This window comes from Marinobacter arenosus (genome assembly GCF_019264345.1).
Taxonomy (GTDB): Bacteria; Pseudomonadota; Gammaproteobacteria; order Pseudomonadales; family Oleiphilaceae; genus Marinobacter; species Marinobacter arenosus.
On the sequence record NZ_JAHVAO010000001.1, the window covers coordinates 2134988 to 2150895 of the forward strand.

Consider the following 15908-nt stretch of genomic DNA (forward strand, 5'->3'; position numbering starts at 1 on the left):
CCATGAAAGCGCCGGATCTACCCTCGCACGAACTGGAGCGCCTGGCGGCCGTTGAGCGCACCGGTCTGCTCGACACCAGCCCGGAGGAACGATTCGATCGTTTCACCCGCATGGCCGGCAAAATGTTCGATGTGCCCATCGCCCTGGTGACCCTCGTTGACCGTAACCGGCAATGGTTCAAATCGTGCCAGGGCCTCAACGTTCCTGAGACGCCCCGGGACATTTCTTTCTGTGGCCACGCGATCCTGCATTCGGACGTCCTGGTCATTGAGGACGCCCGCAACGACGAACGGTTCGCCGACAACCCCCTGGTGACAGCAGCACCCGATATCCTCTTCTACGCGGGAGCGCCCCTGCACAGTCCCGAGGGCTTTCGGCTGGGAACGCTATGCATCATTGACCGGACCCCACGCCGGTTTAGCGAGGAGGACCGAAACCTGCTCCGGGAACTGGCCGATTGCGTCGAGCGGGAAATCAACCTGCAGGCGGCTTCGGAGTTTTACCGGGATCTCAAGCAAAGCGAAAAGCGCGCTCGTGCGGTTATTGAGGGGACCCGGGTTGGAACCTGGGAATGGAATGTCCAGACCGGCGAAACCGTCTTCAACGAGCGCTGGGCCCAAATTTGTGGATATCGGCTGGAGGAACTGGAACCGGTCAGTATCCAGACCTGGCTTAACCTTGCCCATCCGCAGGATTTGCAGAAATCCGAGCGCCTACTGGCGGCCCATTTCGCCGGGGAGCTCGATGAGTACGACTACCGTTGCCGGATGCAGCACAAGGACGGGCACTGGGTGTGGGTCCATGATCGGGGCAAGGTGTTCGATTGGACCAGCAATGGCGAACCGCTGCGGATGTACGGCACCCATGCGGATGTCACGGCGGAGATGGCGAACCTGCAAAAGATGCAGCAACAGAATACCGCCCTGAGCATCCTGAACGACCTCGCGCTGGATCCGGAAACAGACGACGACGCGCGCATCCGCAAAGCGCTGCGGCTCGGCGCCGATTACTTGGGCATGCCCGTTGCCATTGTCAGCGAGATCACCAGCAACGTTTACACTGTCCTGTGGTTCGACGCGCCGGACGATGCCGGGCTCGAGGAGGGGCTCAGTTTTGCCCTCCCCAACACCTATTGCTCCATTATGGTCGAGCAGGACGACAGCCTCGCGATTGCCCACATGGCCCGTTCGCCCTACCGGGACCGGCCCTGTTACGAACTGTTTGGCCTCGAAAGCTACGTTGCAGCGCCCATCTACCTTCATGACCGGCTGTTCGGTACGCTCAACTTTTCCTCAACAACACCGCGAGAACAGGGTTTTTCCGAAACCGAAGTCACCTTTGTCACCCTGCTGGCTCGCTGGGTGGCAGGCGTTCTCGAACGGCGCATCGGCGTTCAAACCCTGACCAAACTGGTCGAACAGACGCCCGGCATGCTGTACCAGTATCGACTCTGGCCGGACGGCTCTTCGGCGTTTCCGTTCTCCGGGCCGGGCATCCGGGAGATCTATGGTGTCGAGAGCGAGGACGTTTGCGAGGATGCATCGCCCGTCTTCTCGCGCATTCACCCGGACGATCTGGACGCGGTGGGCGCCAGCATCGCCGAATCGGCCCATCAACTCTCGGTTTGGCAACAGCAATACCGCACGACCCGGGGCGATGGCGACTGGCGCTGGGTGGAAGGTCGCGCAACTCCGGAACTGCTGGCCGATAAGAGCATCATGTGGCACGGCTACATTGCCGATATCGACGACAAGAAGCGCATCCAGCTCGCCCTTCAGGAAAGCGAGGAAGAGCTGCGACGGCTGTTCGAGCTGTCCCCCATCGGCATTGCCCTGAACGACTATCGCCAGGCCAGTTTCCTGGACGTGAACCAGGCGTTGCTGGCGCCCACGAGGTACACCCGGGAGGAGTTCATGACACTGGACTTCCAGCAACTGTTGCCCGGCGACGGATTTGCCCGATTGCGCGATCGCGCCCTGGCGGAACTGGAAGAAACAGGGCGTTTCGGGCCCTTTGAGCAGGACATCCTGCGCAAGGATCACAGCACCTACCCTGCGATCATCCAGGGCCTTCTGATCACCAACGCCTCCGGTCGCTCGCTGATCTGGTCGCTGATTGAGGACATCTCTGAACGCAAGAAGGTGGAGCAGATGAAAAACGAGTTCATCTCCACCGTCAGCCACGAACTGCGCACACCGCTGACGTCCATTGCCGGGTCTCTCGGCCTCATTGCCGGCGGCGCCTTGGGCCCCCTGCCGGAAAAAGTCGAGCGCATGATCGCCATCGCGGCCCGAAACAGCGACAACCTGAAGCAACTGATTGACGATCTGCTGGACATGGAAAAACTGGCCTCCGGCAAAATGAGCATTCGCCTGCAATGGCAAACGGTCAGCCCGGTGATCCAGCGCTGCATTGATCGCATGCGCACCTATGCCGTAGAGCGGGACATCACCGTTCGCTTCAACGACCACCATCCGGACCAGACCCTTGCGGTCGACGGCCAACGCCTGGAACAGGCCCTGGCCAACCTGCTGTCGAACGCCATCAAGTTTTCCCCCGAACACAGCGACGTGATCGTTGGCACCCGACTCGACCGCGGCCAATTCCGTATTCAGGTTTCCGACCAGGGGCCGGGCATACCCGACAGTTTCCGGCACCGGATCTTCCAGAAATTTGCCCAGGCCGACAGTTCCGATACCCGCGGCCGGGGTGGCACCGGCCTTGGCCTGGCCATCACCCGTGAGATCATGACCCAGATGGGTGGAGGGGTTGGTTTCGAATCGACCGAGGGCAGGGGCGCAAGCTTCTGGCTCGACATTCCGGTCAGCTAGCGCAAAATGAGTACCTGACAATGGCTTCAAAAAACCGCGACCAACTGTTTCATTCGCTGATCTGGACCGCCCGGCTGGGCGTCCTGCTGTTGATGATTGCCGTGGCGCTGTCGCTGGATTCTGCCGGGACCGCCCGGCATAAAACAGACGTGCGCCACCAGTGGCAAGCGCGCCTGGATGACCTCAGCCTCAAGCTTCAGGGCACCATCCTGCAGAACATTCAGACGGTCTGGGGCCTGGCCGCGAACGTCTCGGTTCAACCCGACATCGACGAAGAGCGCTTTCGGGAGCTGGCGGCGGTGATCTTCCAGCTGGCGCCCGACCTGAGGAACATCGGACTGGCCCCGGAATTCGTCATTCGCAACATCTACCCCATGGAAGGCAATGAAGCCGCACTGGGCCTCGACCTGACGCTGCAGAGCCTGCCCCCCAAACAAATCGAGCTGATGCTTGAGAGCCGTCGGGCCGTGTTCAGTGGTCCCATCAACCTGGTTCAGGGCGGACAGGGGCTGGCCGGCCGAATTCCCATTTTCGACAGTCAGAGCGGCGAATTCTGGGGGGTCGTCTCGGTCATCCTGGACCTGCAGAGACTCTATCGCACGGTCGGTCTGGTCCCGTTCGACAACGACCTGAAATTCGGGTTGTCGACGGCCTCCGATCCCGATGACCGGGACGCCATCTTTCTGGGAACAGGCGCAACCCGCTGGAACAACCCGGTAACCACCAGCCTCAACATGCCGGGCACACGATGGACGCTGTTTGCCGAACCGGCCCGGGGCTGGCCCAGTCACCCGGAGTCACCCTGGCTCTCGCGAGGCCTGTTGGCCCTGATGGTTCTGGTGGTCACCGCGGGCACCTTCTGGCTCACCAACCTGTTGCTGAAAGACCGGGAAACCCAGCGCCGGTTCAAGGGGCTGTTTGAACTCGCCCCTATTGGCATCGCGCTCTACAGTGCCCACCGGGGGGTATTGCTCGAGGCCAACCATGCCTTCGAGCGCAGTTTTGGCAGCGGTGCGCAAACGCTGGACTTCTTCGACAACGCCTACGATCAACACGGCAAACCCCTGGCCGAGGGCCTGGGCATTCGCGACACCCTGACCCGGGATTTCCGGTTCAGCGGCCGGGAGGGGTTCTTCCCGAACGCCGAGCAGCGTCTGGTGCCGGTCACGCTTCAGGGCCTCCGGCTCGACGGCGGCGACGGCGAGTCCGTCATCTGGCTCATCGCCGAGGACATCTCCGAGCAGAAGAAGGTGGATCGCCTGAAAAGTGAGTTCATTTCCACGGTCAGCCACGAACTCCGTACCCCGCTGACCTCCATTTCCGGATCCCTGGGCCTGCTTGCCAACAATGCGGCGGGCGATCTGCCCGAACGGGCCTCCAAGCTGGCCCAGATTGCCTACCGCAATAGCCAGCAACTGGCCCTGCTGATCAACGATCTGCTGGACATCGAAAAGCTGGCAGCCGGCAAGATGATTTTCCAACTCGGTAACCACGAGCTGCCCGACCTCGTTGAGGAATGCATCGAGAACCTCGAGCCCCTGGCCCGGGAGCGCGGAATCAGGCTTCATGTGGAGACGCTCGCACCGGTGAAGGTCCGGGTCGACCGTCAACGTTTCCACCAGGCCCTGGCCAACCTGCTGTCCAACGCCATCAAGTTTTCCCCCAACGACGCCACGGTGGATGTGTTTACCCAGAGCCACCGGGACCGGATCCGGCTGTGCGTGAGGGATCATGGGGAGGGGGTACCGCCCGGATTCCGGGACCGGATATTCCAGAAATTCTCCCAGGCCGACGCCTCAGACCGCAGGGCCAAGGGCGGCACCGGGCTTGGACTCGCCATTACCAGGGAATTGATGGTCAACATGAACGGTCTGGTTGACTACGACTCAATCCAGGGAACGGGTGCCATGTTCTGGCTGGAACTGCCGGTGGTATCGCTGGCAGTGAGGGAGGAGGCAGACTGAGGCCCGGCGGGACAGCCCGCCGGGCCCCTCAAGGTGCCGCCTTGTTACGCCGACTTGAGCATTTCCCGCACCACATAGTGCAGGATGCCGCCGTGCTTGAAGTAGACCGCCTCATTGGCGGTATCAATGCGCGACTTCACGTCACAGGATTCGGTGGAGCCATCCTTGTAGGTCACCGTCATCGTCAGGGTCTGCCCCGGCTCGATGTCGCCAGACAGGCCCTCGATGCTGATGGTCTCCTCACCCGTGAGTTTCAGGCTCTTGCGGTCGGTGCCTTCCGGGAATTGCAGCGGCATCACCCCCATACCGATGAGGTTGGACCGGTGAATCCGCTCATAGGATTCCGCCACCACCGCCCGGACACCGAGCAAGCGGGTTCCCTTGGCCGCCCAGTCGCGGCTGGACCCGGTGCCGTACTCCTTGCCGGCGATGACCACCAGCGGGGTGCCCTCTTCCTGGTATTTCATCGCCGCATCGTAGATGGGCATCTGCTCGCCTGAGGGCACATGCCGGGTAAAGCCACCCTCTACGCCGTCGAGCATTTCATTGCGGATGCGGACGTTGGCGAAGGTGCCACGCATCATGACTTCGTGGTTGCCCCGGCGTGAGCCGTAGGAGTTGAAGTCTTTCGGGTCGACACCCTGCGCCTGCAGATACTTGCCGGCCGGTGTATCCGCCTTGAAGGAGCCGGCGGGCGAAATGTGATCGGTGGTCACCGAATCGCCCATCAGCGCCAGGATGTTGGCGTCCCGGATGTCCTCGATGGCTTCCGGGTCTTCTCCCATGCCTTCAAAGAACGGGGGATGCTGGATGTAGGTGGACTTGTCGGACCACTGGTACACCTTGCTCTCGGGCACCTTGAGGGCTTTCCAGGTGGCGTCGCCATCGAATACTTCGGCGTATTCCTTGCGGAACATGTCGGTTTTTACCTTTTCGACAGCCTCCGCGATTTCCTGCTGGCTCGGCCACAGGTCCTTCAGGTAAACCGGGTTACCGTCCTTGTCGGCGCCCAGAGGATCGTTCTCCAGATCCAGACGGACGTTACCGGCCAGCGCGTAGGCGACGACCAGGGGCGGCGATGCCAACCAGTTGGTCTTCACCTGGGGATGCACCCGCCCCTCAAAGTTACGGTTCCCGGAGAGCACGGATGCCACGGTCAGATCACCATCGTTGATCGCTTTCTCAACGGCATCCGGCAACGGACCGGAGTTGCCGATGCAGGTGGTGCAGCCATAGCCGACCAGGTTGAAGCCCAGCTCGTCGAGATCGTCCTGGAACCCGCCGACTCTCAGGTAGTCGGTCACCACCTTGGAGCCCGGCGCCAGCGACGTCTTCACCCAGGGTTTGGTTTTCAGACCTTTCTGGACGGCTTTTTGGGCGATCAGGCCGGCGGCCATCATCACGCTCGGGTTCGAGGTGTTGGTGCACGAGGTAATCGCCGCAATCACGACCGCCCCGGGATGCAGGCGGAAGGACTCGCCATTCATCTCGACATCCTGACTGGCGTGGTGTTCATAACTGTCCTCCACGCCCACAGCGGTTTGTCCCCCTTCCGATTCCAGATTGCTCTCCCGGGAGTCTGCCGGCCCCTCGGCGGTCTCCATCAGCAACTCGAAGGACGCCTTCATGTTCCTCAGTGCCACCCGGTCCTGGGGCCGCTTCGGCCCCGCCAGACTGGCTTCGACCTCGCCCATGTCCAGTTCCAGGGTGTCGGTATAGATCGGCTCATGGCCCGGCTCGCGCCAGAGGCCCTGGGCCTTGGCATAGGCCTCCACCAACTCAAGCTGATCGTCCTCGCGGCCGGTCAGGCGCATGTACTTGATGGTCTGCTCATCGACGGGGAAGAAGCCGCAGGTCGCGCCGTACTCGGGGGCCATATTGGCAATGGTGGCCCGATCCGCCACCGGCATGTCCTTGAGGCCGTCGCCGTAAAATTCCACGAACTTGCCCACGACGCCTTTCTTGCGCAGCATTTCCGTCACCGTCAGCACCAGATCGGTGGCTGTAATGCCTTCCCGAAGCTTGCCGGTCACCTTGAAGCCAACAACCTCGGGAATCAGCATGGACACCGGCTGGCCCAGCATCGCGGCTTCGGCCTCGATACCGCCGACGCCCCAGCCGAGAATACCCAGACCATTGATCATGGTGGTGTGGGAATCCGTGCCCACCAGGGTGTCCGGGTAGGCAAAGGTCTTGCCGTCCTGGTCTTTCGACCACACGGTCTTACCCAGGTACTCGAGGTTTACCTGGTGACAGATCCCGGTGCCCGGCGGCACCACCCGGAAGTTGTCAAAGGCCTGTTGGCCCCAGCGCAGGAACTCGTAACGCTCCTCGTTGCGCTCCATCTCGATCGCCACGTTGTCCTTGAACGAAGACGAATCGCCAAAATGGTCCACCATCACCGAGTGGTCGATCACCAGGTCCACCGGTGACAGCGGGTTGATCAGCGCGGGGTCCTTGCCCGCGGCCTTCACAGCCTCGCGCATGGCCGCCAGGTCAACCACCCCCGGCACGCCGGTGAAGTCCTGCATCAGCACGCGGGCCGGGCGAAACTGGATCTCGGTGTCGGAACGACGGTCCTTCAGCCATTGCACCATGGCATCAATGTGACGACGATCGACCGTCGTGTCGTCCTCATTCCGCAGCAGGTTTTCCATCAGAACCTTGAGGGAAAAGGGCAGCCGATTGAGGTCACCGAGGGTCTCCCCGGCCTTTGGCAAGCTGTAGTAGTGGTAAGTCCTGCCACCGGCTTCCAGGCTGGATAAGGTATTCAGGCTGTCTTTGCTGGGACTGTCGTTCGACATGTGGTGCCTCCTTCTTCGTCGTTATCCGAACATACCGGAAGGCTGATTGAGCATGGCAAACCCGCTTAACGGGCGCCAGGGAGCCATGCGCAAGCCCTTGCATCAGTGTGCGCGCGACATTGGTTCATACACAATACGGGACAGACTGGTGTAAGGACTCGGAGATGTGAAGTCACCTATAACTATTGCACCGATTGAGCAGAGTTCAACTGCAGCCTCGTGAATGTTCGGCATTTGCCCGCTGAATATCATCCGGGGCTCAGAGTCCCTGATAGCCCCGAACCAGTCCATCAACGTCGCCAATAACCTGCTCCAGCTGCCTCGCCATGGTCCGGGTCCGGTCTGCTTCGCGAACCACTTCGGAGTTCTGGTCGGCAACTCGCTGAACCCCTTCATGGATTTCCGATGATGCTGTCGCCTGTTCCTCAGCGGCCGCAGCAATCTGGCGGTTCATATCGCCCACATCGGCAATCGCCAGTTCAATACGACGAATGGCGTCTCCCGTCCTGCGAACCGATTCGCTGGTCTCTGCGGACCGGGTCTGGCCTATCCCGATTGCGGCAAAGGTGGCTTCGGAAACGGATGCCAGATCCTCGATCGTAGTCCCGATTTCACGGGTAAAATCCTGGGTCCGACGCGAGAGATTTCGGACTTCTTCGGCAACCACCGCGAATCCCCGACCGTGCTCCCCGGCGCGCGCCGCTTCAATCGCGGCGTTGAGCGCAAGCAGGTTGGTCTGATCGGAGATGTCGTTGATGGACGCAACGAAGGCGCCGATGGATTTCACCTTCTCGACCAGCTCCGTCACCATCCGGGACGAATCTTCCAAGGCGGCGTGAGTGGCGTCCGTCAGCTGCACCGCCTGCTCAACATTGCCCCGCCCTTCCAGCGCCGCTTCCGACGCCCGACTGGCCGATTCCGAGGCCGCCTGGGCACTCTGCGCCACTTCGTGGGTGGTGGCCGTCATCTGGTTGGTGGCCGTCGCCGCTTGATCCGTCTGTCGATGCTGCTCTTCCACGATGCGACTGGTGTGGTCGCTGACACCCGTCAACTCGTCGGCGCTCTCGCGCAGTCGCCCCGACAACTCTCTGACCTGGGCAATCAGGCCCGCGAACTGGTCCATCATGTCGTTGAAGTAACGAGCCGTCAGGACATCACCGGTCCCGTCCAAACGGCCGCTGAGGTCCTGGTGCGCGCCGAAATCCCGAACCACGCCAATAATCTGTAATGCCTGGTTCCGCTCCATCGCCATTCTCAGCGCAAAGAACACCAGAATGGCAGCCTCGAAGACTACAAACACCGCGTGCAGGAATGCCATGCCGTAGGTTGCCTCGTGGTTGAAGAGCATCACGGGCATGTCTCCGAGCGTTACCCCGGACTGCTGAAGAGCCGTAAGCAAGAGATGGTGAGCCGCAATGACGCCGGCCCCGGCAACCACCGGCAACCAATCGCGGTAGACGATGACCAGCGCCAGAGCGGCAAATATATGAAAATGCATCTCCACCCGACCCAACTGGCTCTGAATCATGATCGCCGACCACGCCATCAGGCACACCGCAAAAAACACGGAGCAGGCCCGTTGCCCCCGAAACAGCAAATAACCGCCGCTGACAATGACTCCCAGGAACAATGGCATCAGCAACGCGAACCCGCCGGTGTCGAATTCCAGAGGAATCAGGAAAGCAACCACAGGAACGTGGGCGAGCAGGATCAAAAACAGGTAACGATCGCTACGCAGCCGTTCCTGACGGGCATAACTGATGGATTCGGACATGCTGCACAACCTCGAATGCAAATCGGCAGGTGTTGTGAGTCCGTTCACCAACCAGCACAGAGCGTTTTGTTAACGTTGAATTCCCGTGCTGATATACGGTCGTCAAAAACGACAGATCAGACAATGATGTAAATTAAAGTAACCATTCGACCACTTTGCCGGCAACGCGGTTACATCTGCCGTTCTCCGTAGAGCTGGGCATAAAGGCCTTCGCGCTGGATCAGCTCGTCGTGGTGGCCTTCCTCGATGATCCGGCCATCTTCAAACACGCAAGCACGATCGGCCTGTTTCACCGCACTCAGGCGATGCGCAATGATCAGGGTGGTGCGCTGGCGCAGGAAGGCTTCCAGGTCCCGGTGCAGCTGGAACTCGGTCTCGGCATCCAGAGCCGACGTGGCCTCGTCGAGGATGACCACCGACGGATTCGCCAGGATCATCCGGGCGATCGCCAATCGTTGCCGCTGGCCGCCAGACAGGCGAACGCCCTGGCGCCCGATCATGGTATTGAGCTGGTCGGGCATCATCGCCACGGTTTTATCCAGTTGGGCGATGCGCAGGGCCTCCCAGAGCTCGGACTCGGGCTTGTCACGCCCCAACGTCAGGTTCTGGCGCACGGTGTCATTGAACAGTGCCGGATGCTGCAGCACGGTGGCCACGTGCTCCCGCAGGCAGGGCAGCCCGATGCGCTGGACCGGCACGCCGTCGATCAGGACCTCGCCCTGCTGGGGCGTATACATGCCAAGGATGACCTGCACCAGCGTGGATTTGCCACCGCCACTGGCGCCCACCACCGCCACTTTCTCACCCGGTTTCAGGTCAAGGTTGATGCCCCTGAGGACCGGTTCGTCGTCGTAACTGAAGTGAACGTCCCTGAGGGTCAGGCCCACTGTGTGCCGACCCCGGAACGGGTTCTCCAATGCCGGGTAACGCGGCTCCTCTTTCAGCTCCAGCAGTCGGTTGATCCGGCCCAGGGCGGCATTGGCGGCGAACCAGGCGTACTGCATGTTCAGCATTTCCTGAACCGGCGTCAGCATGAACCACAGGTAGCCGAAAATGGCGAACATCATGCCGATGCTCAGATCACTGAACAGCACGGTAACCATCGCCGCCCCGCGAAAGACATCGACCCCGAACTGAAACAGGGCAAAGCTGGCCCGGGAAGCGGCGTCGCTGCGCCACTCGAACTGAATGGCGTGATCCCGGACGGTACGGGCCCGGTCAATCAGCTGACGCAGGTAGTGCTTTTCCCGGTTGGCCGCGCGGAGCTGGTGAATGGCATCCAGGGTTTCGGTGAGATCGCCCTGAAACGTCTCATAGGCCGCATTCTCACGACGTTTGAGTTCCTTGACCCGTTTGCCGATCAGGATGGTGGCAAAGATCACCAGCGGGTTGAACAACAGAATGAGCAGCGCCAACTGCCAGTGCACCCACAGCAGCACCAGGGCCGTGCCGGTGACCGTCAGGCTGGCCACCAGGAACCGGCTGATGGTGGTGCCCAGGAACTGGTCCATGGTGTCCAGGTCGGTAATAAAGTGGCTGCTGATCCCGCCGGAGCCCCGGGTTTCGTATTCGGACATGGCCACCCGCTGAAGCCGGCCCAGCAATCGGGACCGGATCCGGAAGACCACGTCCTTGGAGACCTTGGAGAATTCCCGGGACTGCAAGACATTGAAGAACAACGCAGACAGCCGCAATGCAAACGCCGACAGCACCATCAAGCCGATATAGACCACCGGCTGCTGCCAGGCCTCCGGCAGCAATCGGTTCATCACCGGCAACACCGGCCCCGCCTCCTCCAGCAGCACCTCATCCACCAGGACCGGCAACAGCAGGGGCACTGGCACGCTCATCACCGTCGCCATGATCGCCAGCAGGTTCGCCTTGACCAGGCGCGGCTTGTGCTTGAGCGCCAGCGCGAAGACATCGCGCCACTGATAGTGGCGCTGGGCGCTGTCGATATCGATGGAACGGCTACTGCGTGGTTGCTGGTCCAAGACTCCTCCGGTTTCACTGCCTGCCCTGACCCATACGTGCGGGCTCTGACAATAGTCTACCTGTTAACCGGTTTGCTGCGATCGCCCATGACATCTGTCATCATTGGCCCTCGATCTATTCTGACGGACCAGGACGAAGGCCAACCGTGAAACACGATTGTGATTACCACCCGGGCGCTCCGGCCAAATGGCACTGTGGCGAGTGCCAGATCCATTACTGCAGCCGCTGCATGCCGGATGCCGACACCCGGCACCGACGGGCCCTGTGCCCCCAGTGCAGCAAAGCGATGCGATATCTGGGCGCGGCCACCGAAGTGGTGCCATTCTGGAACCGCGTCGGCGCGTTTTTCCGCTACCCGTTCCACAGCGATCCACTGATCGTCATTGCCATTTGTACCCTGGTACCCGTGGTCGCCCCGGCCAACCTGATTGGCATCCTGATCTGGCTGGTGCTGGCCCTCGCCCTGTTCAAGTATACCTACGCAGTGATCAATCATACCGCCGAAGGCCATCTGAAACCGCCACCGGTATCGGTCGCGTTTTCCGGCAGCGGCTTCGACATTGTCATCCTGCAATTGCTGGTGTTTGTCCTGATGGGTGGGCTCGTGGCGGCGGCGGGCATGCTCGGTGGCCCGCTGCTGATGATGCTCGCCCTCGCCTTCGTGGTGCTCGCCATGCCGGCGAGTATCATGGTGCTGGCCATGGAGCGTTCCGTGGGTGCGGCCGTCAACCCGATGAACCTGGCCATGCTCATTTCCCGGATCGGCAGCCCCTATTTTCTGCTCTACGGTTACCTGATCCTGCTGACCCTGGCCTCGGGCGCGGCCCAGGATTTCGCCGTCAATCATTTCCCGTTCTGGGTCTCGCAGCCGGTGGCCGGCTTCCTGAACAGTACCTTTACCCTCATCCTGTTCCACATGCTCGGGTACCTGCTGTTCCAGTACCAGGAAGAGCTCGGATTCGCCTCGGATCTCCAGGACGGCCCCGGGGAACAGGACACTCACGAGCGCGACCGCAGCGCCCGTTTCGACGCCGACATCGATATGAACCTGAAGGACGGCAACTACGATCGGGTTCAGTCCATGCTCAAAGAGGCGCTCAAGCGTGACCGGGACAACGCCCTTCGCATCGGCCAGCTGTATCAGCTGCTGACCGCCCGTAACGACCTGAACGAGCTCTATCGTTACCACCCCAGAATCCTGGGCTGGCTGGCCGACCGCAATGACGGCGACGCCATGGCAGCCATGCTGGCGTCACTGTACGCCGCCGAACCCCAGTTCCGTCTGGAGGATCCGGAGCTGACCGTGCGGTGCGCCCGAGCCCTCTACCATCGCGGCCAGTTCAAGCCGGCGCTGAAACTGCTTCAGGATTTCCACAAGCGCTTCCCGGACAGCGACCAACTGGCACCGGCCTACCTGCTGGTGGCCCAGACACTGGCAAACGGACTGAATCAGTGGGAGAAAGCGACCGCGTTCCTGACCTTTATCCAGAAACGCTGCGTGAACCATCCGCTGCACGAACAGATCGCGACCTACCTGGCGCAGGCCGAGAAACGCGAGCCGCTTAAAGGACCTAAAGCGACCTTCGCAGTGAACGACTGAGGCACGTGGACGAGGCCTCGTCCACGTGCCCTGCCCGCTAGCCCTGAAGCAACTGCCGGTAATGCCGGGCCTTGGGCGCCATCTGGCGTTTCTCGAACTCTTCCACCAGCAGCCGGCAAGCCTCGGTGGTGAGCAGCTCCTCGCCGGTACCGCGCAGGCGTTCAAACGCCTTCTCGGCGGCCTTCAGGTCCTGCTGCTTGAGGCTGGTAAACAGAACCCGGTTGTGGTCTTCGGCGCTCAGGGGCTGGTGCCTTTCGCCCTTGCCCAGGTATTCCTGCCAGATCTCGATCATCTGTTCCGGCTGCCGGCGCACCATCGCGTCATTCATCAACTCGCGGGTACGGTCCCGGTACTCCGGCAGATCCGGCCGAAGTTTGGCCAGTCGGTACAGGTGCTCCAGCAGAATCGGCCGATCCGGGTAGTGCTCACGCAGCGCCTCGAACTGGCGCCGCGCCAGCTCGAACTCCATTCGGCCGAGACTCGCCATGGCCTGGGCGTAGCTGTTGGTGAACCGGGCATCCTGTTCCTCGGCTTCCGGTTCAAAAAACTCTTCGCGCACCTGCAACCAGCTGCGCCCCAGCATCCAGACCAGCCCCGCCCCGGCCACCAGGCCACCGGCGTGAGCCATGTAGGCTATCCCGGTTGCCCCGGCGAACCAGTAATCGTAGATCTCCTTGCCCAGCCAGACCGGCAGCATCGCCAGCGCCGGTGCCCGAAAATAGTTGAAATAGACCCCGAGAAAGTAGAAGAACCGGATTTTCTGCAGGCCGTAGATGGCCACGTACATCCCCATCAGCCCGGAGATCGAACCGGACGCGCCCACCAGCGGCACCGGACTGCCGGAGGAAAAGGCGGTAAAGACAAGACCAGACAGGGCCCCGCACAGCAGATAGGCGACCAGATAGCGGGCCGCCCCCAGGGCTTTTTCAACGGTGAACCCGAGCAGGAACAGGAACACCAGGTTACCGATGATGTGCCCCCAGCCGCCGTGCAGAAACTGGTAGGTGATCAACGTGTACAGGGACAGTTCCGACGGCACCAGTCCGAGCTCAAACGTGCTCAGCCGTTGGATAAACGCCTCCTCGATGGGTGTCCGTTGCTCGTTCCAGCGAGCCCGGTCCCCGGCGGCCCAGATGACCGCCTGGTTTTCCTGCAGATACTGGTAGAACTCCCGGTCCATCAACAGGTTGACGGCCACCCAGAACTGCTCATCCTCGGCGCGCAATTCCTGGAACTGCTGCAGCTCGTGAATCCGGTCCTGGGCACCTTCGAACCGGATCTGGCGTTGCAGGTAGTCCTCGTAGGCGGGTGCCTCGAGTGACTGAAGGTCGGATTCGAGGTATTGGGACACCGCCTGTTCAAGCTTCTGGCTGTCGCCGCCCTGATAAAACAGGAAAACCAACAGGCAGGCCAGCATCAGACCCAGCGTGACCAGGGGCGGACGCTTCCAGTTAACGGCGTTTTCAGCGGGGATAATCAGCATGGGCGGTCACAATTCATCACAATCTGTCCCTGAAAACCTGCTTTTTACCACAGTAAGGCCCTCTTTTCGCGCTCAAATAGTATCCGGCGTCAAGGCAAAGCCGATGCAAGCCCGGAAATGTGTCCGGTTCGATGGTTTCCTGATTTCCCTGTCACGGAAGGGTCACAGAAATGCCATTTAATCGGGCCATCAGGGAGCGGACATGCCTTATCGACCATTCGCCAATTGCCGTTATTCCCATGCCAGACAATATTGAATGGGAATAACAAGAAAAACCGGATACTGGAATCAAGGATACTGCCAATGACCGTACTCGTTTTGGACAACCCGGATCTCATTGCCAAGGCCGCCCTGGCGTCCGGATTCGCCTCGGCCGCTCTGGCCACCGAAGCCAAACGCCCTCACCGGTTAAAATTTCACTTTGGCTTCAACAAGCATGCGCTGGACGCTGCCGATAACGCCATGCTCCAACAACACGCCGTCTATCTCACACAGCACCCCAACGCCCGGCTTCGGATACACGGTCATTCCGACAATTTCGGGACTGAGGACTACAACCAGTTCCTGTCCCGACTCAGGGCCAACGCGGTGGCCCGCCTGCTGGTGCAGGAAGGCGTGCAGGAGCGCCAGCTGATTCTGACGGGATGGGGGTCGAGCCGGCCGCTGGCCACACCGGAGGATCACGCAGCGAACCGTCGGGTCGAACTGGAATACCTGACCCAGGAACTGCCCCAGGCTATGCAGGGCTGAGCACAACATCGCCACAAAAAAGGGGCCAGATGGCCCCTTTTTACTGCGCCCGGTTCTAGCCGGCGTACACCTGCCAGACATTCCAGAGCAGCAGCATGGCGGTCGCAAGAATCGCCAGCCAGGTCATGACAATACCGATCATGCGGGCCCAATGGGTTCCGCCCCGGCCATTGACCATGCCCCAGGCATGCAACACGCGCCCCACCACCAGCGTCATGCCACTCCAGTACACGAGGCCCGATGGAACGCCGTTGAGCTCGGCAATCGCCAGCATCAGAAGAGCAATGGGAGCGTATTCCACCAGGTTCGCGTGGGCCCGGACTGCCGCCTCGAAGTCGCGATCTTCGGTGACGCCCATGCCCTTCTTGTACTTGAGACGGAACCTCACCACCTGGCCCGACAGCACCAGCAAAAGCAGGCCGATGACCGCGGCAAACACTCCGGTTACGGGTACGATCATGCTCAGCCCTTCTTGATCTTGCTAACGATGGCAAGCAGGAGCACCGCACCGACGGTCGCCGTCACCAACTCACCCACCGCGCCCTGGGCCATCAGGCCGAGCAGACGGAAGAGAAACCCGCCGATGACAGAGCCGACAATACCGATACCAATATTGGCCAGCACACCAAAACCGCGGCCTTTCATGATCAGTCCGGCCAGCCAGCCGGCGACACCACCGATTATCAGAAACAGAATCAGATTCATTG

Annotated in this window: 10 protein-coding genes; 4 read left to right on the top strand and 6 right to left on the bottom strand. The window is 61.1% G+C overall.

What is annotated here, in order from left to right:
* Window positions 1-2 precede the first annotated feature (2 nt).
* Both KXD86_RS09920 and KXD86_RS09925 read left to right on the top strand, forming a co-directional pair.
* The gene (locus KXD86_RS09920; protein WP_218635861.1) at window positions 3-2831 is read left to right on the top strand and encodes a PAS domain-containing protein; all 2829 of its coding nucleotides are present in this window, start codon (window positions 3-5) and stop codon (window positions 2829-2831) included.
* A 20-nt stretch (window positions 2832-2851) separates the two neighbouring features.
* The gene (locus tag KXD86_RS09925; RefSeq protein ID WP_218635862.1) at window positions 2852-4795 is read left to right on the top strand and encodes a sensor histidine kinase; all 1944 of its coding nucleotides are present in this window, start codon (window positions 2852-2854) and stop codon (window positions 4793-4795) included.
* Window positions 4796-4839: 44 nt separating this feature from the next.
* Here the strand turns inward: KXD86_RS09925 and acnA are convergent, their stop codons facing one another.
* The 3 genes from acnA to KXD86_RS09940 all read right to left on the bottom strand — a co-directional run bounded on the left by acnA (window position 4840) and on the right by KXD86_RS09940 (window position 11331).
* On the bottom strand, window positions 4840-7599 hold the full coding sequence (gene acnA, locus KXD86_RS09930) for an aconitate hydratase AcnA (protein WP_218635863.1): 2760 nt from the start codon (window positions 7597-7599) through the stop codon (window positions 4840-4842).
* Between the two features lie 259 nt (window positions 7600-7858).
* Window positions 7859-9373: a methyl-accepting chemotaxis protein gene (locus KXD86_RS09935; protein WP_228739365.1), complete on the bottom strand. Its 1515-nt coding sequence runs from the start codon at window positions 9371-9373 to the stop codon at window positions 7859-7861.
* A 170-nt stretch (window positions 9374-9543) separates the two neighbouring features.
* A complete protein-coding gene (locus KXD86_RS09940) occupies window positions 9544-11331 on the bottom strand; it encodes an ABC transporter ATP-binding protein (RefSeq protein ID WP_312846305.1) in 1788 nt (595 codons plus the stop codon).
* Between the two features lie 182 nt (window positions 11332-11513).
* Here KXD86_RS09940 and KXD86_RS09945 point away from each other — a divergent pair, with 182 nt between their 5' ends.
* On the top strand, window positions 11514-12968 hold the full coding sequence (locus KXD86_RS09945; protein WP_218635866.1) for a hypothetical protein: 1455 nt from the start codon (window positions 11514-11516) through the stop codon (window positions 12966-12968).
* Window positions 12969-13005: 37 nt separating this feature from the next.
* Here the strand turns inward: KXD86_RS09945 and KXD86_RS09950 are convergent, their stop codons facing one another.
* A complete protein-coding gene (locus tag KXD86_RS09950; RefSeq protein ID WP_218635867.1) occupies window positions 13006-14451 on the bottom strand; it encodes a rhomboid family intramembrane serine protease in 1446 nt (481 codons plus the stop codon).
* A 303-nt stretch (window positions 14452-14754) separates the two neighbouring features.
* On the opposite strand from KXD86_RS09950, the gene KXD86_RS09955 reads away from it, so the two are divergent.
* On the top strand, window positions 14755-15201 hold the full coding sequence (locus tag KXD86_RS09955) for an OmpA family protein (protein ID WP_218635868.1): 447 nt from the start codon (window positions 14755-14757) through the stop codon (window positions 15199-15201).
* A 55-nt stretch (window positions 15202-15256) separates the two neighbouring features.
* Here the strand turns inward: KXD86_RS09955 and KXD86_RS09960 are convergent, their stop codons facing one another.
* Complete coding sequence (locus tag KXD86_RS09960) at window positions 15257-15661, bottom strand: MAPEG family protein (protein WP_218635869.1); 405 nt, start codon at window positions 15659-15661, stop codon at window positions 15257-15259.
* Window positions 15662-15663: 2 nt separating this feature from the next.
* Window positions 15664-15906 (bottom strand): GlsB/YeaQ/YmgE family stress response membrane protein, encoded by a 243-nt coding sequence (locus KXD86_RS09965; RefSeq protein ID WP_218635870.1) that lies wholly within the window; start codon window positions 15904-15906, stop codon window positions 15664-15666.
* Window positions 15907-15908 lie beyond the last annotated feature (2 nt).